The following is a 23,396-nucleotide window of genomic DNA, read 5'->3' on the forward strand; positions in this document are numbered from 1 at the left end:
GCGATGCGGGTCGACGGACGGCCGCCGGCGGCCGTGGTCGGCATGGCGGTGCTGCTGCCCGGCGCACCCGACCTGGCAGCCTACTGGCGGAACCTGGTCGAGGGGGTGGACGCGATCACGGACGTCCCCGAGGGGCGCTGGGACGCGGACTACTACGATCCGGCGGCGGCCGCCGGACCGGCCTCGGCGGACCGGCTCTACTGCAGGCGCGGCGGCTTCGTGGACGCCCTGGCGGAGGTGCAGCCGACCAGGTTCGGTCTGATGCCCAGCTCGGTGCCGGGCACCGAGCCCGACCAGCTGATCGCGCTGCAGGTCGCCGCCGAGGCGATCGCCGACGCCGGCGGAGCGGACCGGCTGCCCGACCGCGACCGGGTCGGTGTGGTGCTGGGCCGCGGCGGCTATCTCACTCCGGGCCTGGCCCGGCTCGACCAACGGGTGCGCGGCGCGCACCAGTTGGTGCGCACCCTCGGAGAGCTGATCCCGGAACTGACGCCAGGTCAACTCGACCGGGTGCGCGCCGCGTTCACGGAGCGGCTGGGCCCGGTGAGGCCCGAGTCGGCGATCGGCCTGGTCCCCAACCTCGCCGCCTCCCGGCTGGCCAACCGGCTGGACCTGCGCGGCCCCGCGTACACCGTGGACGCCGCCTGTGCCTCCTCGTTGGTCGCGGTGGACCAGGCGGTCGGTGAACTGGCCAGTGGCCGCTGCGATCTGGTGCTGGCCGGCGGCGTGCACCACTGCCACGACGTCACGCTGTGGAGCGTCTTCGCGCAGCTGCGGGCGCTCTCACCGAGCCAGCGGATCCGGCCCTTCCACCGGGGCGCCGACGGCATCCTGATCGGCGAGGGCACCGGCGTGGTGGTGCTCAAACGGCTCGCCGACGCCGAGCGCGACGGCGACCGTATCTACGCGGTGATCCGTGGCACCGGTGTGGCGAGCGACGGCCGCACGGCGGGCCTCGCCGCCCCCGATCCCGGTGGTCAGAGCCGGGCGGTCAGGGCCGCCTGGCAGGCGGCCGGCCTCGATCCGTCAGCGCCCGGGTCGATCGGCCTGTTGGAGGCGCACGGGACCGCCACCCCGGCCGGTGACACGGCCGAACTGGCCACCCTGGCAGAGGTGTTCGGCCCGACCCCGGCGGGCGGCGGGCGGGCGGTGCTCGGCTCGGTCAAGTCGATGATCGGGCACACCATGCCCGCGGCGGGTGTGGCCGGACTGGTCAAGGCAGCGCTGGCGGTCCACCACGGGATGCTGCTGCCCACCCTGCACTGCGAGGACCCGCACCCCGCGCTGGCGGCCACCCGGTTCCGTACCGTGGACACCGCCCGGCCGTGGGAGACCGTGAACCGGCCGCGCCGGGCGGCCGTCAACGCCTTCGGCTTCGGCGGGATCAACGCCCATGTGGTGCTGGAACAGGCGCCCGGCGGCGGTTCGGCCCCGCCTCCGCCGCCGGGGCCCGTCCGGCGGACCTCCGCCTCGGGCGGCCGGGGAGACTCCCAGGGGATCGGGGCTCCGCTTGACCGAAGCGTACGAGGGCATCTGGGTGACCGGCCGTCCGTCCAGGGACAGCCGGCCCCGTCCGGGGATGCCCTCGCCGCTCCCCGAGCCCCTGCCGAAGAACCCGACCGCCCGCAAGGAGCGGGCCCGACAGGATCGGCCGGCCCGACCCCCGCCACCGTCACCGTCACCGAACCCGAGCGGGTGCTGCGGCTGGCCGCCGACGGCCCTGAGCAGCTGGCCGCCCTGCTGACGGAGGACGACCGGGTCGTGCTGGCGGCCGGCCTGCCGGATCGGGCGGTGCCCGCGCCGCGCTGCCGGCTGGCGATCGTGGACCCGACTCCCAAGCGGCTGGCGCTGGCCCGCCGTGCGGTGGCCCGGGGGCGGGCCTGGCGGGGGCGCGGTGACGTCTGGTTCGCACCCGAGCCGCTGCTGGGCGAGGAAGCGAAGGCGCTGGGCCGGGTGGCGTTCCTCTTCCCGGGCCTGGAGAGCGAGTTCGCGCCGCGCGTGGACGATGTCGCCGAACACTTCGCCCTGCCCCTCCCCGACCTGGCGGCCGGCGGCGCCATGGGATCGGACCCGGCGGGCGGTATCGGGCGGCACGGCGTCGGCGTGGTCGGCGTCGGCCGGCTGCTCGACGCCGCGCTGCGCCGCATGGGCATCGGACCGGACGCGGTCGCGGGGCACAGTGTCGGCGAGTGGACCGCCATGATCGCAGGCGGCCTCTTCTCCGGCGCGGAGGTGGACTCCTTCCTCTCCTCCTTCGACCCCGACGCACTGCGCGTTCCCGGTCTCGCCTTCGCCGCGCTCGGCGCCTCGGCGGAGCGGGTGCTCGAGGCGCTGGCGACCGTGGACGGCCTGGCGGAGATCGTGCTGTCGCACGACAACGCGCCGCAGCAGTCGATCGTCTGCGGGCCCGAGGAACCGGTCGGGCGACTGGTCCGGTGGTTCCGGGCGCGCGGTGTGCTCGGCCAGGTACTGCCGTTCCGGTCCGGATTCCACACCCCGATGCTGAGCCCCTACCTGGAGCCGATCCGACAGTCCGCGGAGCGCTTCACCCTGCACCCAGCGGGCATTCCGGTCTGGTCCGGCACCACGGCCGCGCCGTTCCCGGCCGGGCAGGACGGGATCCGGGCGCTGTTCGTCCGCCATCTGCTGGAGACGGTGCGGTTCCGGCCACTGGTGGAGGCGCTGTACGCGGACGGTTTCCGGGCCTTCGTCCAGGTGGGTACCGGGCAGTTGGGCTCGCTGGTCGGCGACACGCTGCACGGCCGGGACCACCTGGTGGTCGCCGCCAACGTGCCGCACCGCCCGGGGATCTCCCAACTGCGCTGTGTGGCCGCGGCGCTGTGGAGCATCGGCGCGGAGCCCGACCCGGCGGTGCTGCGCGCGCAAGCGCGGGCCGGCGCCTCCGCGGCGGCCCGGTCGCACCCCGCGGTCCCGCTGGACCTGAGCGGCGCGCTGGTGTCGCTGGACACGGCCACGCTGGGCTCACTCCGGGCCGAACTCGCCCGGTCCCGCGGGGCCGTCCCGACGCCGGCCGGCCCGCCCGCTCCCCCGGCTGCTCCCATGCCCGCCGGCCCGGCGGCGGACCTCACGGCGCTCGCCGACCGCTTCCCGCTCGCGGGCGAACTCGACGCCCTGCTGCGGGACACCGCGCGGACCGCCGCCGACCTGATCACCGCCGCGCGGCACGCCGGACGGGCCGCGCCACCGCCGCCATCACTCACGTCCGCGCCACCGTTCCGTGCGTCCACGCCACCATCCGGCCTGTCCGCCCCACCGAACCACGCATACGCGTCGCCGCCCGCGCCCGCCCGCCCCGTCGGTGGCCGCCACACCAGTCGGCTGCGCGTCTGCACCCTCACCATGCCCTACCTGCTCGACCACTGCTTCTTCCAGCAGCGCCCCGGCTGGCCCGACGTGGCCGACCGCTGGCCGGTCGTCCCGGCCACCACGATCGTGCAGCACCTGATGGACGCGGCCGAGCGGGCACGGCCGGGGCAGGTGGCCGTCGCCGTCCACGACCTGCGGTTCGGGCAGTGGGTACCGGCCGCGGAACCACTGGACGTGGAGATCACCCTCCAGGAGCTGGGACCCGACCGTCTCACCGGCAACTTCGGCGAATACGCCCAGGGAACAGTGGAATTGACGGACAGTCACAGCGGCTCCCCAGAACCCTGGCCGATCGACCCGGCGGACGAGCGGAGGCCCGAACTGACCGCCGCCGGGCTGTACCAGGAGCGATGGATGTTCCACGGCCCGGCGTTCCAGGGCCTGACCGAACTGACGGCGATCGGCGACACCCACGTCCGAGGGGTGATCACCGCCCCCGCTGCCCCCGGCGCGCTGCTGGACAACGTCGGCCAGCTGCTCGGCTACTGGATCATGGCCACCCGCACCGAGCGCACCGTCGTCTTCCCCGTCGGCATGCGCCGGCTGCGGTGGTACGGACCTCCTCCGCCGCCCGGCACCGAACTGGACTGCCGGATCCGGATCACCGCCCTCAGCGACACCATCCTCGAAGCCGACGCCCAACTGGTCAGCGAAGGCGCGGTCCTGGCGGAGGTGAGCGGCTGGCAGGACCGCCGTTTCGACAGCGACCCCATCACCCGACCGGTGGAACGCCGCCCCGGACACAACACCCTCTCCACCGCACAGCCCGGCGGATGGACACTGCTGCACGAGCACTGGCCCGACCTGGCCTCCCGTGACCTGATCATGCGCAACCACCTGGGCTCCGCCGAACGGGAGCGCTACCACCGCCAGCCGCCGCGCGGCCGGCGCGGCTGGCTGCTGGGCCGGATCGCCGTCAAGGACGCCGTCCGGCGGTGGCTCTGGGACCACGGCGAGGGCCCGGTGTTCCCCGCCGAGATCCAGGTGTGGAACGAGGCGAGCGGCCGTCCCCGCGTCACCGGGGCGCACGGCCGCGCGCTCCCGGCTCTCGACGTCTCGCTCGCCCATAGCGCCGAGGCGGCCGTCGCGCTGGTCCGGGAGGCCGGGGAAGGCTCGGGCGGAGTGGGCATCGACCTGGAGGAGGTCACCGACAGCGCGCCGAGAGATCTGCGGGTCGCACTCGGCCCGGCCGAACTCGACCTGCTCGCCGCCTGCCGCGCGGCCGATCCGGACGCCGGCTCCGAGGCGCTCTGGTTCACCCGGTTCTGGGCCGCCAAGGAGGCGGTGGCCAAGGCCGAGGGCACCGGACTGCGCGGCCGGCCAAGGGAGTTCGCGATCGTCTCCGCCGGGCCCGGCACCCTGCTGGTCCGAGTCGCCGGGCCGGACGGACCGCGCACCCATCGTGTCCACCACGCCGAGACGGGCAACCTTCCCGGCCTGCCCGAACGCCGGTACGTGGTGGCCTGGACCGTAGCCGACACGCCACAACCACCCACGGGAGCGACGAAATGACGATGCATCAGCAGACTGTCGACCGCCGTCCGCCCACCGGCGAGGAGGTCCTTCGCGAGATCACCGGCATGCTGGCCGCCGTGCTCGACGAGTACGGCCTCGCCGACGTCGAGGTCACCATGGCGACCCGGTTCACCGAGGACCTCGAACTGGAGAGCATCGACCTGGTGACCCTCAGCAGCCGGCTCCAGGAACGCTGGGGCGACCACGTCAACTTCGCCGAGTTCATCGCCGGAATGGAGCTGGACGAGATCATCGGTCTGACGGTCGGCCGACTGGTCGAGTACGTGCTGGACCGGCTGCACGGCGCGGCTCCGGAGCAGAGCGCGGCGCGGAGCTGACCGATGGCCTTCCTCGACCTCGGCGGACTGCGCCGGCACGTGCAGCGCCTCGCCCCGCAGGACGGTGGCCCGCCCTCGGCCACCGTGGTGCTGGTGCACGGCCTGCTCACCGACAGCCTCGCCAGCTACTACTTCACCCTGGGCCCCGCGCTGGCCGCCGCCGGACTCGACGTGCTGATGTACGACCAGCGCGGCCACGGCCGGAGCGCGCGGCCGGCCACCGGCTACCACCTGGAGCACTTCGTCGACGACCTCGCGGCGCTGCTGGACGGGCTCGGCCTGACCGGTCCACTGCACCTGGTGGGCAACTCCTTCGGCGGCACGGTGGCCTTCGGCCTGGCCCTCCGCCGTCCCGCACAGGTGGCGAGCATCCTGGCGATCGAGTCCGAACCGGCCTCCCGGGCCTGGGCGGCCAAACTGGACGGCATCCTGCACCGCGCCGAACACGAGCTGGTCCGGGAGACCACGCTGGCCTGGGTCGCCGAGCGGCGCGGTGCGCACACCGCACGGCTGGCCCGGTCGGCCGGCCGACTGCTCGCCCAGACCTCACTCGCCCGGGAGATCCCGGCCAGCCGGCTGCCCGCCGAGGCCGAACTGCGCTCGATCTCCTGCCCGGTGCTCGCCGTCTACGGAACCGACTCGGATCTGGCCGATCAGGCGGCCTGGCTGGACGGCCTGCTGCCCGACTGCCGCAGCGTCTTCGTGCCCGGGCAGGAGCACTCCGTCCTGGTCGAAGCCCCCGAAACCGTAAGGGCGTTGACCCTGGACTGGCTGCACGGGTGCGGCGTCCGCCTCCGCGAGCCGGCCGTCGCCCCGCTGCCCGCCGGGCGGGAGCTGGAGGGCAGCGCCCGGTGAGCCGCTATCTGTTCGTGGTCCCGCCGCTGGTCGGGCACGTCAACCCGGCGGTGGGCGTGGCGGCCGAGCTGGCGGCTCGCGGGCACGCCACGGCCTGGGCCGGACTGCCCGAGCTGATCGGCCGGCTCGCCGGCCCCGAGGCGGAGGTGTTCCCTTGTGCCGTCGCGCTGGACCCTGACGCCGCTCCGCAACGCCCGCCCGAGCTGCGCGGCCCTGCGGCACTGAAGTTCCTCTGGGAGGACTTCCTGATCCCCCTCGCCCACGCGATGGCCCCCGGCGTGGCAGAGGCCGTCGAGCGGTTCCGACCCGATGTGCTGGTGGTGGACCAGCAGGCGGTGGCCGGCGCGCTGGTCGCCGAGCGCATCGGCCTGCCCTGGGCCACCTCGGCGACCACCTCGGCGGAGCTCACGGGGGCCCTGGACGGCATGCCCCTGGTCGAGGCCTGGGTCCGCGACCGGCTCACCGATCTGCGCGGACGCCTCGGCGGCCCGGACGGTCTGCCGCCAGGCGAGCGGGCTGTTAACAGCGACCCACGTTTTTCCCCATATCTTGTACTCGCCTTCACCACACCGGAGTTGGCCCCCACCGCCAGAACGTCCGGCGGACCGGTCCGCTTCATCGGCCCGTCGCTGGCGGCACGCCCGGGCGGCGACGCCGCGTTCCCCTGGGAGTGGCTGGACCCGGACCGCGCGCTGGTCCTGGTCACCCTCGGAACCGCCAACTCGGATGTCGGGCAAGCTTTTCTGACGCTGAGTCATGACGCACTGCGAGCAAGGCCGAAACTCCTTCAGGCGGTGATCGTCGACCCGGCCGGCCTGCTGGGGCGGCCCGCGCCGGACCCGGACCTACTGGTGCTCCCGCACGTTCCGCAACTGGACCTGCTGGCCCGCGCGTCGGCCGTCGTCTGCCACGCCGGGCACAACACCGTCTGCGAAGCGCTGTGGCACGGAGTGCCGCTGGTGGTCGCCCCGATCCGGGACGATCAGCCCGTGGTGGCCGCACAGGTGGTGGCGGCCGGTGCGGGCGTACGGCTGCGGTTCGGCCGGACCACCGCGGAGCGGCTCGGACAGGCGCTGGACGCCGTCCTCGACGACCCCGCGTACCGCGCCGCCGCCCAGCGCGTCGGCGCCTCCTTCCGGGCCGCCGGCGGCGCCGCCGCGGCCGCCGACCACCTCGAACGGCTGGCAGCGGAGCGGCCGTTGACAGAAGGGAGCCGCCAGTGACCACCGCCGCAAGGCCGGCCGCCGCCGAGGCCGCCTCCCGCACCGCCCGGATCGCCGCCCTGCGCCCCGGCTACCAGGCCGACCTCGCGGAGGGCACCGACCGGTTCTTCGGGGTCCGCCGCACCGACTGCCCGTGGTGCGGCGCCACCGGGCTGCGGGGGCGGCTGCACACCTCGGACCTGCTGCAGCACAAGCCGGGACGGTTCGTCCTCGACGAGTGCCGCGACTGCGGGCACATCTTCCAGAACCCGCAACTGACTCCCGCCGGGCTGGAGTTCTACTATCGCGACTTCTACGACGGGCTGGGCGAGCACCGGCTCGGCGGAGTGTTCGGCACCCGGTCCCGGGTCTACCGCCGGCGCGCCGAGTCCGTTCTTCCGTACGCCGCCGGACCGCTCACCCGCTGGCTCGACGTCGGCACCGGCCACGGGCACTTCTGCGAGAGTGCCCGGGAGGTCTTCCCGGATACCGCCTTCGACGGTCTGGACCTCACCGAGGGCGTCGAGTTCGCCCGGCGGGAGGGCCGGGTGGTCCGGGCCTTCCGCGGCTCCTTCCCCGAGCTGGCGCCCGCCCTGGCCGGGCAGTACGACCTGGTGAGCATGTTCCACTACCTGGAGCACAGCACCGATCCGCACCGGGAGCTGGCCGCCGCGCGCCAGGCGCTGGGCCCCGGCGGTCTGCTGCTGATCGAGGTCCCCGACCCGCGGTCGCGCTACGCCCGCCTGCTGGGCCGCTGGTGGCTGCCCTGGCTCCAGCCGCAGCACCTCCACCTGCTGCCCGCGGCCAACCTGCGCCGCCGCCTGTCCGAGCTGGGTTTCACCGTCCTGCTGGAACAGCACGGCGAACCGCACGACCCGGTGGACCTGCTCGCCGCCTGCTGGCTGCTGCTCGACTCGATCGCCCCGCGCGAGGACTCCCCCTGGCTTCCGGGCTCGTCCCCCGGGCGGTGGCGGCGACTCCTGCGCGGCACGCTCTTCCTCGCCGCCGCACCGGTCCTGCTGGCGGCGGCAGCCCTCGACCGCCTGCTCGCCCCCGTCGCGGGCCGCACCCGCCTGGCCAACGCCTACCGTCTGCTCGCCCGCCTCGACGCGCCGGAGCAGGTCACGGGCGGCCCGTCCTGAAGGATCCCGATTGCACACCTGGTGGTACAGCACCGTGATCCGTCCGCCGGTCTCTTCTCCCCGGCTGCGGGCGAATTGACGGAGGAGCGTCACGGCGGCCACCACCGGCCGTTCGATCCGCCGGCCGCCGACAGTCCGACGCTACGCGGCGAATGTGCCGGCCGGCTGAACAGCCGGCGGACGGCGGATCACGGAGGTGTTCACGCGTGGGCGTCCGCGCACTGCGGGTGTCCCCAGCTGCCGCCCACCTTGGTGATCTTGTCGCCCTTGGCGTAGGGGCGGGCGCACGGGCAGGTGCCGGGGAAGCGCGCGGACAGGGTCCGCGAACCGCCCGAGGAGCTGCGCTTCGTCGCGGACGGGGAGGAGGGGCGCTTGCCGCGCGGCGAGGAACTGGAGACCGGTTCGGGTACGGGGAGGTCGGCGGCGGTCCCGCCGGCTCCCTCCTGGGTGCGGGCGGCGTCACTGGCGGCCTTGTCCGCGATGGCGTTCAGCGGATCACCGTCCACCTGGTGGGCGGGAACGTACACGAAGGTGACGTCCCGCCCCTCCAGGAGCCCGTCGATGCTCTGGATCAGCTCGCGGTTGGCCACCGGCTTGCCGGCGGCGGTCTTCCAGCCGTTGCGCTTCCACCCCACCAGCCACTTCGTCACCGCGTCGCGGGTGTACGTGCTGTCGAGGCGGACCTCCAGCGGCGCGGCGGGATCGGTCGCGAGCAGCAGTTGCTGCAGGGCCGTCAGCTCACCCACGTTGTTGGTGCTGTGCCCGAGGGGACCGGCCTGCCAGCGCTGCGGCACCCCGGCGCCGTCCGCGACCACGTAGGCCCAGGCCGCGGGCCCCGGGTTGCCCTTGGCCGCTCCGTCACAAGCTGCGATGAATCGTTCGATCATGCACCGATCATGCCAGGGTACGGGAGGTGCGAGCCAAAACCGCGATGGGCGAACCTTGGGGACGGCACAACGGTCCTACGTACTCGGACAGTTCGGCGGCGGGGTGGCCGGACGCCGATTCGCCGGACGGCCGTTGCCCAAGGCCGGGCATGCTCACACCAGCCCGGCCGGACGGGTGCCATCATGTGCGGGGCTGCGGCAGCGGTCTCGGAATCTATCGTGGGGAGCAGGCGTGAGCGCAGACGGTACGGTGACCGGTTCACCGCACCAGCAGCCGGTGACGATGGCGGATGAGCGGGTCGGCTTCAACGGCGCCTTAGCGGCCGCGCTGACCCGGGTCGTGGGCTCGATGCCCGCCCTGTACGTCACACTGGCCGTCGTCAGCGGGTGGATGGCGCTGGCGACCTGGGGCCCGCTGCGCCGGGTGGACCCCTACCCCTTCGGGTTCCTGCTGTTCCTGGACAACGTGGTCCAGCTCGTCCTCTGCCTGGTGATCCTGGTCGGCCAGCGTGTGCTGGGCATGGCCGCCGACCGCCGGGCGGTCCAGACGTACGAGAGCGCCGAGGCGATCTTCGAGCGGGTCGCGGACCTGCAGGCGCACCTGGACCGGCACGACCGCGCACTCGGCCGCGGGGTCAGTCTGCTGGAGTCGAGTCCGCACCCGTGGATCGAGCGGCACCGGGTGCAGCCGCCGCCCCAGGCCATCGACCAGGTCACGGGTGTCAACGGCCGGATCGCCGCCTGGCTGACGCAGCGGCTGGGCAGCATGTGGGCCTTCTACATCGCCGCCGGGACGCAGGTGGTCTGGATCGGCATGGCGCTGCTGGGCCTGCAGCGGTTCGACCCGTACCCGTTCGCCTTCATGAGCTTCCTGTCCACGCTGGCCCAGCTGATCTTCATGATCGTGATCATGGTCGGACAGGACGTACTGGGCCAGGCCGGCGACCGCCGCTCGGAGCAGACCCTCCTCGACGCCGAGGCCGTTCTCCACGAGTGCCGCCGGATGAAGGCGCGCCTGGTGGCGCAGGACCGGGTCATCGACAGCCTTGCCGACTACACCAGCGCCCAGGTCACCGAGCACCTGGCACGGGCGATCCACCAGAGCAGGCTGGAGGCCGCCGTCGAGGACGGGCGGCCGGCGCCGCCCCCCTGGAACGAGCTGAAGGACGAGCTGAGGGAGGCCGGCCGGCTCAGGGCGCGGCAGCTCGGCGAGCGGCTGGCCGCGATCGGCTGCCTGATGGTCCCGGCCTCCGCTCCGGCGCTGACCGTGACCTTCACCGATGAGGAGGCCCAGGTGCTGGCCCGGCTGGAGCACGAGCACCGGTTGGGCGAGCAGGAGGACCTCGGCACGAGGACGCCCGGGGCGGCGGACCTGCCCGGCCAGCGAGACGGCCTCAAGTCCGGCATGGCGCCCTGGGAGGAGCTCTCCGAGCGGGCCCGGGCACAGGCCGTGGAGTCGGTCCGGCGCCTTCCCGCCGTACTGGGCGACGTGGGCTTCCAGGTCCTGCGCACCGCCCAGGGCGCCGACGGGCCCGGGGAGTTGGACTTCACCCCCGAGGACTGGGCGACGCTGGGGAGGTCCCTGATGGCCTCGGGTGTGCTGGTGTCACTCGCCGAGGGTGTCGCCGATCCCGAGGAGATCTTCGCGCTGGTGAAGCTGCTGCGGGAGGCCGGAGTCACCCATCCCAGGCGGTTCATCCGCGAGCTCGCGGCGGCGTCCACCTTCGACACCGGTCTCCGGCCGAACACCAGGTACGCCGACTACGAGGGGCCCGCACTGCGGACGATCCGTGCGGCCACCGGTATCGTCGCCCGGACCGCGCCGGATGAACTCGCCGATTTCCGCGCCTTCCTGCTGGACATCGCCGCGACCGTCGCCGACGCCAACAACGAGGGCGGCTTCTTCGGCCTGGGCGCCCGGCCCCGCGTACCCAACGAGGCCGCCGCCATGGAGGCCGTCAGGGCGGCGACGGACCTCGATCGGCCGGAGGCCCCGTCCGCCCCGGTACGCCTGAGGAAGAGGTCGTAGCCGCGCGCGGTTCCGGTGTGCCCGCGTGATCCACCGGACTGAGTGCGGGGCTCGGAGCGGGGAACGCCGCCGCGGCCGCAGTGGCCGGAGAGCGGCGTTCCCGTCGTCACCGCCGGGCGTCCCCGTCCGCATATGACGATTGCGTATAAAGGCCTGCTCCCCTCCTCGAAGCCGAATAGCCTGGGTCGCACCGAACGGGGTTGTGAACAGCGGTCCGGGGAGGCCGGTTTGCCGGTGAGCGTGGCACTGTCGGTGGACGACGGCGGGGACATATCGGACCTGGCCGCCTGGCTGGAGGCGGAGGACATCCTGCGCGGGTGTGTCCGGCGTGAGAGCGGGCCGGTACCGAGGGGAGCGCTGGGAGGCGAACTCTCCCAGCTGGCGGTGAGCCTGGGGTCCGGCGGGGCGGCGACTGCCATGGCCAGCGTGATCGTGGCCTGGCTGCGGCGGCGCAAGAGCACGCTGACGCTGCGCGTCTCGCGTCCGGACGGCTCGATGGTCGAGCTGCGCGCCGAGCAGGTGCGCACGCTGGACGCGGCGGGGATCCGGGAACAGGTCGGCCAGTTGGTGACGGTGGCGTGGCCCGACCGTGGTGAGCCGGGCGCGGTGGAGGGCGGGACACCGGATGCCGGAAACCCCGCCGCCGACGCCCCCGCCGCCGCGACACCGGATACCGTCACGGAAGCCTGACGATGTCGCTACCGGAGCCCGATGACGGGTTCGGCCAGCCGGTGGACCCGGTCGCCCTGGCCCGGCCTGGTTCACGGGTCCTGCTGGTCGGGACCGGCCGGCATCCGGCGGGCTCGCCGCTGCCGGCCGTCGAAGCGGTCGAGGCCTCGCTGAACGACCTGGCCGCCGCGCTGCGCGAGCAGGCCGGCGTGCCGGACGGGAACCTGCGGATCCTCCTGGACCCGGCCAGCCCGCTGGAGTTCGGTCGCACCGCGGCGCAGGTCGCGGCGGAAGCGACGGAAACCCTGGTGATCCACTACGTCGGACACGGTCTGGTCGGGCCGGACGGGGAGTTGTACCTGGCGACCCGCGCCACCGACGACCTGGTGGACGGCCTCTCCTACACCGCGCTGCCCTACCCGGCCCTGCGCCAGGTGATCCGGGACTGCCGCGCCCGTACCGTCGTGGTCGTCCTGGACTGCTGCTTCTCCGGACGTGCGGACACACCGTCAGGGCCACCGGTGCTGGATTCGGTCTTCGAGCAGACCATGGTGCGCGGCGGCTTCCTGCTGACGTCCACCGCTCGTGAGGAGCACGGCCTGGCCGCACCGGGGGCGGCGCACACCGCGTTCACCGGGGCTCTGATCAGGCTGCTGCGGGAGGGCGATCCGGCCGGCCCCGAGCAGCTGACGCTGGATCACGTCCACCGGTACCTGTCCCGGGTCCTTCCGCAGGAGGGCGCGCCGCGGCCGCGGCGGCACAGCAGCGATCAGGCCGGGGAGCTGGTACTGGCCCGGAACCCGGCCTACCTTGTCCGTCCGGTGACGTCGCCCGTGACCGGGGGCCTGGACGACGCGGACGCCTCCGGCGAGCGGGGCGGTGTTCAGGCGCCGTGCCCGTTCCGGGGACTCGCCTCCTTCGGGCCCGAGGACGCCCGCTTCTTCTTCGGACGGGCCGGCGTCGTCTCGCAGGTGACCCGGCGCATCGTCGCCGACGGCGGTCTGGTCGCGGTGGTCGGCGCGTCGGGCTGCGGCAAGACCTCGCTGCTGCGGGCCGGTGTGGTCCCGGCGCTGGAGGGCCTGTCGCACGGCTGGCGGGTGGCCTTCATGACGCCGGGATCCAACCCGGTGGAGACCCTCACCGAGCGGGCGGCGGCCCTGGCCGGCCACGAATCCGCGGTCCTGCTGGTCGACCAGTTCGAGGAGCTGTTCACCTCGGGGGCGTCCGAGGACGAGCGCGAGCGGTTCATCCGGGACCTGACCGCACTCGCCGCCGGTCCGGCCGTGGTCGTGGTCGCGGTACGCGCCGACTTCTACGAGGCGTGCACCCGGTACGCGCCGCTGGTGCGCGCACTGGAAGGCCGCCAGGTGGTCGTGGGGCCGATGGGCCCCGATGAGCTGCGGACGGTGATCGAGCAGCCGGCGCGGGCGGCCGGGCTGCGTCTTGAGGAGGGGCTGACCGAGACGCTGCTGCGCGAGGCCCGGGTACGCCACCGCGGGGAGCAGTCCGCCGTGCTGCCGCTGCTCTCCCATGCCCTGCTGGTCACCTGGCAGCAGCGCTCCGGCGACCTGCTGACCCTGGCCGGGTACCGGTCCGCGGGGGGTGTCGACGAGGCCGTGGCCCGTACGGCCGAGCAGGTGTACGCCGAGGTGGCCGTCGGGGACCGGCCGGCCGTACGGGCCCTGCTGCTGCGGCTGGTCCGTCTCGGCGAGGGGGTCGAGGACACCCGCCGCAGGCTTCCGCTGGCCGACCTGGCCGATCCGGGCCACATGGATCCGGCCGGACGCGTACTCGACGCGCTGGCCGCGGCGCGCCTGGTCACGGTGGACGGTGAGGGCGCCGAGATCACCCACGAGGCACTGCTCTACGCCTGGCCGCGCCTTCGGGCCTGGATCGACGAGGACCGTGCGGCCCTGCTGACGGGGCAGCAGCTGGCCGACGCGGCCCGGGCCTGGGACCAGGCCGGGCGCCTGGATGCCGACCTCTACCGCGGTGTGCGGGTGGAGACCGCCGCCCATATGGTGCGGGAACGGCCCCGGATCGCCGAGGCGCTGGGCCCCCTCGCCCGGGAGTTCCTGGACCGGAGCCTGGAACAGCAGCGGGCCGAACAGCGAGCGGCACTCCGCCGGCGCCGCCGAGGCCGCACCGCCCTCGCCCTGGTCTGCGTACTGGCACTGCTGGCCGCCCTGGTCGGGGGCATCGCGGTACAGCAGCGGCGCGACGCAGCGCGGCAGACCGCCATCGTGCACTCCAACGACCTGGCCGCCGACGCGGAGGCCTACCGGACCCTCGATCCGGGCCTGGCCGGCCAGCTGGCGATCGCCGCGTACCGCTACTCCCCCACCCAGGCCGCCACCACCCAGCTGTACGCCACGCCCGAGGCTCCCCTGCTGGACAGCGTCGTCGGCGACACCGGCAGCCAGGTCATGCGCGTCGCCGTCCAGCAGGACGGGCCGCTGGCCGCCGCCAGCAGCGCGGCTACCGGCGGCCCGGAAGGGACGCTGCGGATCTGGGACCTCACCGATCCCCTCTCCCCGGTCCTGGAGGCGACCGTCAAGGCGGCGACGACGGCGATCGCCTTCGCACCGCACCGCCGCCTGCTGGCCGGTGGATGCGCTGCCGTGAAGGGGCTGTGCCTGTGGAACATCGCCGATCCCCGGCGGCCCTCGGTCGCGGCGCAGCTCCCGCTGCCCGGCGACCTGCCGCAGGACAGGCGCTTCACCGCGATGACCGCCAGCCCGGACGGCACGCTGCTGGCCGCCGCGCTCACCGCCGGGTTCACCCTGGTGTGGTCGATCGCCCAGCCTTCGTCCCCACGGCTGCTCGCCGAGCTGCCGAACCCGAGCAGCCGTGGGACGGACACCGCGCTGGCCGGCGTCGCCTTCGCCCCGCGCGGCGACCTGCTCGCCGACACCGTTCTGGGCGGTGCGACCCGGCTGTGGAACGTCACCGATCCGGCGGCCCCGACCCGGGTGGCCATGATCGACACCGGGTACCAGAGCGTGGCGTTCGGCCCTGACGGGAGTGAGCTGGCCGCGGTCGGGGACACCGACATCGGGCTGTGGAACCTCAAGGACGCCGCCCATCCCGCGCAGGTCAGACTCACCACGGGGATCATCGACCCGCTGATGGCGGTGGCCTTCAGTCCGGACGGCAAGCGGCTCGCCTACGGCACCGCCGAGAACGAGAACAACAAGGGCGAACTGTGCGTACAGAGCCTGCCCCCGGCGGACGCCTCGGGGCAGGCGGAACCGGTCTGCTCCACACTGGGCACCTCCATCTACTCGCTGGCCTATACGGCGAGCGGCGCCCTCCTGACCGGCGGGTACGACGGCCTGGTACGGCTGTGGCGCTCACCGCTGACGCAGATCGGCGAAGCAGCGACTTTCGGCCATTCCTCGTGGGATTTCAGCCCGGACGGACACCTGATGGTCGCGCCGATCGACTCCCGGACCTCCGACCTGCCGTCCACCACCGGACTCTGGGACCTCTCCGCACCCGACGGCCCCGGCCTCGTCTCCACGCTGCCGGTCGCGCCGGACCTCGTCGCGTTCCTCAGTCCGACCGCGCTGGTGATCGTCGTACGCGGAGGTGCGGTCCAGCTCTGGAACATCGGCGATCCGCACCACCCCGTCCGGGCCGCCTCGTTGGGCACCGCCGTCTTCCCCACCTCGGTGGACGGGGGGATCATCAGCTACGGGGTCAGCTGGGACCAGGAGGGCGACCTGGTGGCGGTCCTGGGGAGCGACAAGAGGCTTCATCTGTGGCGGGTCGGCAGCTCGCTCGGTGCGACCGAGGTCGGGTCGATACCCCACCCCGATGCCGCCACCGGCTACGCCGGGGTCCTGCCCGACGGACGCACGGCCCTCCTCTTCACCAAGGACGGACTCGACTGGTGGGACACCAGTGACCCGGCGCATCCGGTCCACGGCGTCCTCTGGCCCGCCAAGGGCGCGATCGGGTGCAGTGCCAGGTCCGCCGGCAACCTCTTCGTCATCACGGCCGGCGACCAGTGCGGCCACCTGTACCTGACCGACGTCTCCGCCGGCAGGATGAAATCCCATGTCCGACTGACCGGCTCCCCCGGTGATGTACTGGGCATCAGCGACGACGGCCGTCTGGTAGCCGTCACGGGATCCGGCAACGACACCGTCGCCCTCTGGGACACCGGCGATCCGCAGCACCCGAACCACCGGGCCTCGATGCATACCGTGCAGAACGTCACGGGCATCTCCTTCGACCGGGCCGACCACCTCATGGCCGTCTGGAGCAGCGACACCGTGCAGCTCTGGGACGTCAGCAGGCCATCCGCTCCGGCACTCCTGGTCTCCTTCAGCCTGCCGAACAAGGCCCTGGTGAATGAGACCGTGTTCTCCCCGTCGGGTTCGACGCTCTTCGTCACCGGCGCCGGCGGCGTCTATCTGATCGACACCGACCCCGCCAGGCTCGCCGACCGGCTGTGCTCCTACACCGGCGGCTCCATCACCGCCGAGCAGTGGCAGGACTACGCGCCGGGAATCCCCTTCCGGCATCCGTGCCCGTCCCGGTGACGGGGCCGGGTGACGACCGGCGGAAGGACGATCACGGTGGCCGGCCGCCGACTTCACAACCGAAGGGGCCCCTCCCGCAGTCATCCCCCTTCTGCCGGGAGGGAGTTGAGAACGTCACCGGCCGCCGCCGTCATCGGTGACGGTCCGGTCGAAACTGCCCTCGATCAGGTGAAGCCCCGGCGCGACTCCCGGGGCCGACGCGCCCGGCCCGGTGGCGCTCTCCGGACGCCCGCGTCCGAGGTTGCTGATGCCGCACTCCCCTGCGCTTGGCGACCCGGCCTCAACGGCCAATACGCTTGACTCGTAGGATTTGTGACGTGTCGTCATAGTTTTTGCTTTTCCGATCAAAGGAGTGGACGTGGATGTCCGGCAGGCGTGGGCGGCCGAACTCGACCCGGACGACCGGAGGACGATCGACGAATCCCTCGCCTTCGTACGCGGCGCGGACACCGAGGGCGTGCTGGCGAGCCTGGTTCCCGGACTGACCGAGCGGCAGCGGGCCTCGGTGGCCGCGCACAGCGCGATGGCGCACGCGGCCGCTCTGGTCTTCCCGGCCTCGCTCGACCGGCTGATCGCGGGCTTCCGCTCAGCGGGCTACTCGGTCGACAGGCCGGTGCCGAGCGTGGTGGTCCGGGACCGGCTCAGCCGTCGGTACGGTGTGCCGGCCGCCGCGCTGGACCTTCGGATCGTGCATGTCCGTCTCCCCTCGACCGACCACGGTCCTGGCGTGGTCGAGCTCTTCGTCCTGGAGGTACCACCGGGTTCGGAGTTCTCCGGGATGGCTGCGCGCGAGCGCGCCGAGCGCAACGAGTCCCATCTGGCGCTGGACGTCGGTGCACCGGACGACGTGGTTCTGGCGGGGCTGCGCACCCTGCTGCTCGGGCCGGGTGGCCTGGCGGTCGACGGCGGCGGCTACAACGCCCTGGAGGACTGCACGGTGCTGTACTTCCGCAGCCCCGCAACGGCGCACCAGGGCCCCGACCACTACCGCAGGCTGGAGCTGCGTGCCCGCGGCCACCACCCCGGCGCGCTGGCCGAGCACGGTCCGACCGCGGCGGATGATCCGGCGAAGCGGCTGCTGGAGCTGATGACCGGGGCCTGGACGACACAGGCGATCGCCGTGGCCGCGGACCTGGGACTGGCCGACCACCTGCCCGGCCCGGGCACACCGGCGGTGCCGGAGCCGATCGGGGAGCTGGCCGACCGGCTCGCCGTCGACCCCGACGGCCTCGCCCGCCTGCTGCGCTACCTGAGCACCAAGGAACTGGTCACCCCCGCCGGGGACTCCTACCGGCTCACCGCGCTGGGCGAACCGCTGCGACGGGATGCCCGGCACTCGCTGCGCCCGCTGGCGCAGCTCTACGGCGGACCGTTCTACCGCTCCTTCGGCGCGCTGGCCCACGCCGTACGCACCGGACAGCAGGCGTTCCCGACCGTCTTCGGCCAGGGCCATTTCGACTACTTCGCCGAACACCCGGCCCTGGCCGAGCTGTTCGACGACGCCATGGCCGCCAGCGCGGAGATGTTCGAGCCGGTGCCCGGGCTCGTCGACCTCTCCGACGCCCGCGTCGTCGTGGATGTCGCGGGCGGCAACGGCGAGTTGCTCAGCCGGTTCCTCACCCACACGCCGCACCTGCGCGGCGTCCTCTTCGAACGCGCCCATGTGCTGGAGCGCGCCCGGCAGCGACTGGCCGACGACGGGCACGCCGACCGCTGCGACCTGGTGGCGGGTGACTTCACCCAGGGAGTGCCGACGGGTGGGGACGTCTACCTGCTCTCCCGGGTCCTGCACGACTGGGACGACGAGCAGTGCCTGGCGATCCTGCGCCGATGCGCGGCCGTCGTCCGGGAGGACGCCCGACTGCTGATCGTGGAACGCCTGGTGCCCACCGACGGGACGCCGTCCCTGACGACGGCCTGGGACCTGCACATGCTCTGCAACGTGGGCGGACGGGAGCGGACCGCCGAGCACTACGCCCGGCTGCTGGCGACAGCGGGCTTCGACCTGGTCGCGATCTCCGGCCTGCCACTGGACGGCAGCCTCCTGCACGCCCGCAGGCGCCGCTCGGACCGGCCCGTCCCGGCCTGAGCCGTGACGTTCCGCCAGCCGGGTTCGGGCCTCAGCGCCGGGAACCCGGGCCGTGGCTTGCACGCCCGCCGCTCGATCCCCCGCTTCCCTTCACAGGGCGCCGACTTGAGCGACCGCACCCGGATGGGCCGGCCCTGTCGGAGCCGCGGCCGACAGCGACAGGGAGCGTCGGAACCTGCAGGATGTACGGGTGGACAAGGTGACCATAAGCGAAGAGGACCGCCGGCTCCTCGGCCTCTGGGCCGCCGACTGCGTCGAGCGGGTGCTCCCGCTGTTCGAGGCTCAGGCTCCCTCCGACACCCGCCCTCGCGAGGCGATCGAGGGCATCCGTGCCTTCACCCTCGACGGGAGGCGGACAGGCCGACTCCGCTCCCTCTCCTGGGCGGCTCACGCGGCCGCACGCGAAGTCGGCGATCCGGCTGCCGCAGCCGCCGCCCGCGCCGCGTGCTACGCGGCGGCGGCCCCCTACATCCACCCGTTGGCCACCCCTCACCAGTCGAAGCACGCCCTCGCGCCCGCGGTCTACCAGGCACGCGCCCGCGAGCTGGCGGCGGGCGATGACGCCGGGGCCGGTGACGAGGAGATCCGGTGGGCGATCGAGCACGTCCCGCCCGCAGTACGCGAGCTCGTACGGCGGTTTCCGGCTCGCAGCCCTGGTCGCAGTCGGCTGGAGACGCTCTACCACCAGCTCGACGCGGCCCTCCGCCGCTGACCGGATCCACACCGTTCACATCCGCCGGAAGTGCGGTCAGGCGGGAAGGCCGACCGCGCGTTCACGGTTGCGGCGTTGCTGGATGATGACGGCGGCGACCAGGAGGGCACCCTGGGCGACGTTCTGCCAGAAGGCGTTGATGCCTTGGACGGTGAGGCCGTTCTGCAGTGCGCCGAGGAGCGCGACGGCGAGGAGGGTGCCGCCGATGCTCCCCTTGCCGCCCTTGAGGGCGCAGCCGCCGAGGGCGGCGGCGGTGATGGATTGGAGTTCGAGGCCTTCGCTGCCGGAGACGGGCTGGCCGCTGCCGGTGCGGGCGGTGAGGAGGACGCCGGCGAGGGCGGCGACGGTGCCGGAGAGGGCGTAGGCGGAGATCAGGTACTTGTTGAGGTTGATGCCGGCGAGGCGGGCGGCGGTGTCGTTGCCTCCGATGGCGTAGATGTTGCGGCCGATGTCGGTGTAGGTGAGCAGGGTGTGGACGGCGGCGGCGGTGAGGATGAGGAGCCAGACCATGGTGGGCAGGCCGGCGATCTTGCCCCGGCTGAGGAAGACGAAGACGGGGTCACCCAGGACGTAGCCCTGGGCGCGGCCGTCGGAGACGAGTTGGGCGACGCCCTTGTAGGCCGCGAGTCCGGCGAGGGTGGCGATGGTGGGGTTGACCCGGCCGTAGATGATGACGGTTCCGTTGAGCAGGCCGATGGCGGCGCCGATGGCGAGGGCGGCTGCGATGCCGAGGTAGGGATTGGCGCCGGTGCTGGTGAAGATCATGGCGCTGGTGACGGAGGCCAGTCCGGCCTGGGAGCCGACGGAGATGTCGAGACCGCCGCAGATGATGACGACGGTCTGGACGACGGCGAGCAGGCCGGAGATGGTGGCGGCTTCGGCGATGACCTGGATGTTGTCCCAGCCGAGGAAGTTGGGGTTGAGGGTGCCGAAGAGGGCGGTGACGGCGATGAGCGCGCCGATGAGGCTGAGGTTCTGTCCGCCGATCGCGGCGAGCAGGGCGCGTAGGCCGCTGGGCCGGCCGGGCTGCGGCTTGGTCTTCGGCAGCTGGGGGCTCGGGGAGGTGGTGGTCATCGGGTCTCTCCGGTCATCGGGTCTCCGGTCGGGGCGGTGGTGGTGCCGGTGGCGAGGTCGTCGGCCATGGCGAGAGCGAGGATGGCTTCTTCTGTCGCCTGGTCGCGGGTGAGTTCGCCGGTGGTGTGGCCGTTCTGCATCACCACGATCCGGTCGGCGAGGCCGAGGACTTCGGGTAGTTCGGAGGAGACGACCAGGATGGCGGTGCCTTCGCGGGCGAGGTCGGCGATGATCTGGTAGATCTCGGCCTTGGCGCCGATGTCCACGCCGCGGGTGGGTTCGTCGAGGATCAGCAGGTCGGGCCTGCGGGCGAGCCAGCGGGCGAGGACGACCTTCTGCTGGTTGCCGCCGGACAGGGTACGGACTTCCGTCTCGATGGAGGGGGCGCGTACGCGCAGCCGGTCGGCGTACTCCTGGGCGAGGGCTTTTTCCTGGCGGTGTCTGACCAGGCGCCAGCGGCGCAGTCGGCTCAGGCTGACGAGGGAGGTGTTGTCGCGGATCGTGCGCTGCAGGAACAGGGCCTGGGCCTTGCGCTCCTCGGGGGCCAGGCCGATGCCGGCCCGGATGGCGTCGCGCGGTGTGCGCAGCCGGACTTGGCGGCCGTCGATCCGGACCGTGCCGGAGCGGATGGGGGCGTCACCGGCGAGGGCGAGGGCGAGTTCGGAGCGCCCGGCGCCGATGAGTCCGGCGAGGGCGACGACCTCGCCCGCGTTGACGCGGAGGCTGATGCCGTGCACGTCGTCGGTGGTGAGGTTCTCCACCTCCAGGACGACGCGGTCGGTGGCGGCCTGCTGGCGTACGAAGAGCGAGGACAGGTCCCGGCCGACCATCAGGCGCACGAGTTCGCTCTCGTCGGTGGCGGCGGCCCGGACGACTCCCGCGACCTTGCCGTCGCGCAGTACGGCGATGTGGTCGGCGAGTTGGAAGATCTCCTTCATCCGGTGGGAGACGTAGATGACGGCGATGCCCTCGTCGCGCAGTCGCCGGATCAGGGTGAACAGGGCCTCGACCTCGTGCTCGGAGAGTGAGGAGGTCGGTTCGTCGAAGGCGATCGCGCGGGGTGGGACCTCTCCGGTCAGGGCTCGCAGGATCTCGACCAGCTGGCGTTGGGCGGCGGTGAGTTCGGAGCCGAGCAGGTCGGGGGCGAGGACCTTGTCGAACCCGAGGCGCTGCAGGTCGGCGGTGATGCGGCGGCGCAGTTCGGCGCGGTCCAGACGGCGCAGTCCGGTGCGGGGCAGGGATCCGGCGTAGACGTTCTCGGCGACCGCGACATGGGGGATGATCTCGGGTTCCTGCGGGATGATGCGGATCCCGGCGCGGCGGGCGTCCTGCGGGGAGTCCAGGTCGAGAACCCGGCCGTCCAGCAGGACGCTGCCCTCGGTGGGGCGGTGGTCTCCGGTGAGGATGCGCAGCAGGGTCGACTTGCCGGCGCCGTTCTCACCCATCAGGGCCGTGACCTGGCCGGGCGGGAAGGTGAGGGTGACGTCCTCCAGCGCCTGGACGGTACCGAAGCGCTTGGAGATGCCCTCTGCGCTCAGGCCGGACGAGGTGTCCGGAGAGCTGCCGGGCGGTGACGATGCGTCAGGTTGCGGAGTGGGTGAGGGCTGGGGTGCGGTCATCGGGGCCTCGTTGACGGTGCGTGCGGTGCGTACGGTCTTCGGTGAACGGAGCCGGTGCGGCAGGTCGGTACCGGTGAGCCGCACCGGTTGCCCGGAGCACCGTCAGCTGCAGGACACGCCCGCGGACTGCCAGGTGGCGGCGTCGACCATCTTGGTCGGGGCGAAGGCCTCCTTGGGGAAGTCCTTGCCGCTCTTGAGCCTGTCGTACATGGTCTGCACCGCCAGGGCGCCGACGTCCTTGCCGTTGATGAACAGGGCGGCCTTCATGCCCGAGGGCTTGCCGGAGGCCCAGTCCTTGCACGCCAGGTAGGCGCCCAGGCCGACGCCGTCGATGTCGTTCGGGCTCACTCCGGCGTTCTGCAGGGCGGTGACGGCGCCCTGGACGTTCTCGTCGTTGCAGCCCCATGCCACCCAGTGCCTGACGCCCGGGTTGGCGGTGATGGTGGCGGCGACCTTGTCCTGCGCGCCGGTGGGGGTGTTGTCGGTCGCGACGTCGATGCTCTGCACCCCCGGCACGGCCTGGTCGAAGGCGTCCTTGGCGGCCTTCACCCGGTCGCCGCAGACGGTGACGTCCTGCTTCCAGGCGGAGATGATCCGGGTGTCCGCCGGGTTCCAGCCCGCCTTCTTGAACTCCTGCGCGGCGCGCTGGCCGACCTGCGCACCCATCTGCTGGCCGGAGAAGCCGATCCGGGGCACCAGGTCGGACGCGGCGCACTGCGCCGGGGACGGGCCGCTCGCGCAGACCTGGTCGTCGGAGGTGAGCAGCGCGGTCTTCGCGTCCCGGGCCATCTGGACCACCTGCGGGCCGACCGCCGGGTCGGGCACCACGATGATCAGGCCGTTGCTCTTCTGCGCGATCGCGGACTGCACCTCGCTGACCGTCTTGTTCGCGTCACTGCCGAGGTCCACGACCTTCAGGTCGGCGCCCAGTGCGGCCGCCTTGGCCTTCGCCCCCGCGGCCTCGTCCACGAAGTACTGCTGGTCCCCCTGCTTCTGCAGGTAGGTGATCGAGATCTTGCCGGACACCGGCGCCACCGACGCCTCGGCGCCGGAGGTGGTCTGCCCGGTGGAACAGGCGGTCAGGCCGAGGACGGTGGCCAGGCCCAACGCGGCGGTCTGGGTCAGGCGGCTACGGAGGGAGGGGTGCATGCTGGGGCTCCTGGGGTGTTGGACGATCTATTAGAAGCAACACAACCGATCAGAAAGCATCGCGATCAAACGCAACGAACCAAAAGGAAACGCCCAGTTCAGACCTCAGTCAAGCTTTGAATCCCAACCAAGCCGTTTCGAAACCGTCTCGTTACGCCCAATCAGCACCCGTCACGGGG

General features: G+C 72.9%; 14 protein-coding genes. 10 read left to right on the forward strand and 4 right to left on the reverse strand.

The features are described 5' to 3' along the window. Positions 1-3: 3 nt before the first annotated feature. From ACSMTC_RS03305 to ACSMTC_RS03325, 5 genes are read left to right on the forward strand one after another with little or no spacing between them, the layout of a single operon-like run. The gene (locus tag ACSMTC_RS03305; RefSeq protein ID WP_436564581.1) at positions 4-4,899 is read left to right on the forward strand and encodes a beta-ketoacyl synthase N-terminal-like domain-containing protein; all 4,896 of its coding nucleotides are present in this window, start codon (positions 4-6) and stop codon (positions 4,897-4,899) included. 2 nt (positions 4,900-4,901) lie between these two features. After that, positions 4,902-5,240, forward strand: coding sequence for an acyl carrier protein (locus ACSMTC_RS03310; protein ID WP_436558119.1), 339 nt, complete (start codon positions 4,902-4,904; stop codon positions 5,238-5,240). 3 nt (positions 5,241-5,243) lie between these two features. Then, positions 5,244-6,095 (forward strand): alpha/beta fold hydrolase, encoded by an 852-nt coding sequence (locus ACSMTC_RS03315; protein ID WP_436558120.1) that lies wholly within the window; start codon positions 5,244-5,246, stop codon positions 6,093-6,095. Continuing rightward, positions 6,092-7,318, forward strand: a complete 1,227-nt coding sequence (locus ACSMTC_RS03320) for a glycosyltransferase (RefSeq protein WP_436558121.1) — start codon at positions 6,092-6,094, stop codon at positions 7,316-7,318. Before ACSMTC_RS03315 ends, ACSMTC_RS03320 begins: the two co-directional genes overlap by 4 nt. Further along, positions 7,315-8,439, forward strand: a complete 1,125-nt coding sequence (locus tag ACSMTC_RS03325) for a class I SAM-dependent methyltransferase (protein ID WP_436558122.1) — start codon at positions 7,315-7,317, stop codon at positions 8,437-8,439. The genes ACSMTC_RS03320 and ACSMTC_RS03325 overlap by 4 nt, the downstream gene beginning before the upstream one ends. 200 nt (positions 8,440-8,639) lie before the next feature. Here the strand turns inward: ACSMTC_RS03325 and ACSMTC_RS03330 are convergent, their stop codons facing one another. Then, entirely contained in the window at positions 8,640-9,326 is a 687-nt protein-coding gene (locus ACSMTC_RS03330; protein WP_436558123.1) for a ribonuclease H family protein, read from the reverse strand. A gap of 232 nt (positions 9,327-9,558) precedes the next feature. Here ACSMTC_RS03330 and ACSMTC_RS03335 point away from each other — a divergent pair, with 232 nt between their 5' ends. The 5 genes from ACSMTC_RS03335 to ACSMTC_RS03355 all read left to right on the forward strand — a co-directional run bounded on the left by ACSMTC_RS03335 (position 9,559) and on the right by ACSMTC_RS03355 (position 19,375). Further along, the gene (locus ACSMTC_RS03335; RefSeq protein WP_436558124.1) at positions 9,559-11,355 is read left to right on the forward strand and encodes a DUF1003 domain-containing protein; all 1,797 of its coding nucleotides are present in this window, start codon (positions 9,559-9,561) and stop codon (positions 11,353-11,355) included. 234 nt (positions 11,356-11,589) lie between these two features. Continuing rightward, positions 11,590-12,045 (forward strand): effector-associated constant component EACC1, encoded by a 456-nt coding sequence (locus ACSMTC_RS03340; protein ID WP_436558125.1) that lies wholly within the window; start codon positions 11,590-11,592, stop codon positions 12,043-12,045. A 2-nt stretch (positions 12,046-12,047) separates the two neighbouring features. Then, positions 12,048-16,574 (forward strand): caspase, EACC1-associated type, encoded by a 4,527-nt coding sequence (locus tag ACSMTC_RS03345; protein ID WP_436558126.1) that lies wholly within the window; start codon positions 12,048-12,050, stop codon positions 16,572-16,574. Positions 16,575-16,932: 358 nt separating this feature from the next. Next, positions 16,933-18,663 carry a methyltransferase gene (locus ACSMTC_RS03350; protein WP_436558127.1) on the forward strand — a complete coding sequence of 577 codons (1,731 nt, stop codon included), beginning with the start codon at positions 16,933-16,935 and terminating at the stop codon, positions 18,661-18,663. A gap of 199 nt (positions 18,664-18,862) precedes the next feature. Next, positions 18,863-19,375: a putative immunity protein gene (locus ACSMTC_RS03355; protein WP_436558128.1), complete on the forward strand. Its 513-nt coding sequence runs from the start codon at positions 18,863-18,865 to the stop codon at positions 19,373-19,375. A gap of 36 nt (positions 19,376-19,411) precedes the next feature. On the opposite strand, the gene ACSMTC_RS03360 is transcribed toward ACSMTC_RS03355, so the two are convergent. The 3 genes from ACSMTC_RS03360 to ACSMTC_RS03370 form a co-directional block, all read right to left on the reverse strand. Beyond that, positions 19,412-20,449 carry an ABC transporter permease gene (locus ACSMTC_RS03360; protein WP_436558129.1) on the reverse strand — a complete coding sequence of 346 codons (1,038 nt, stop codon included), beginning with the start codon at positions 20,447-20,449 and terminating at the stop codon, positions 19,412-19,414. Continuing rightward, complete coding sequence (locus tag ACSMTC_RS03365; protein WP_436558130.1) at positions 20,446-22,068, reverse strand: sugar ABC transporter ATP-binding protein; 1,623 nt, start codon at positions 22,066-22,068, stop codon at positions 20,446-20,448. The genes ACSMTC_RS03360 and ACSMTC_RS03365 overlap by 4 nt, the downstream gene beginning before the upstream one ends. A 102-nt stretch (positions 22,069-22,170) precedes the next feature. After that, positions 22,171-23,217 carry a substrate-binding domain-containing protein gene (locus ACSMTC_RS03370; RefSeq protein ID WP_436558131.1) on the reverse strand — a complete coding sequence of 349 codons (1,047 nt, stop codon included), beginning with the start codon at positions 23,215-23,217 and terminating at the stop codon, positions 22,171-22,173. Positions 23,218-23,396 lie beyond the last annotated feature (179 nt).

Source organism: Kitasatospora sp. HPM-01-4, from assembly GCF_051374625.1.
In the GTDB taxonomy this organism is placed as follows: domain Bacteria; phylum Actinomycetota; class Actinomycetes; order Streptomycetales; family Streptomycetaceae; genus Kitasatospora.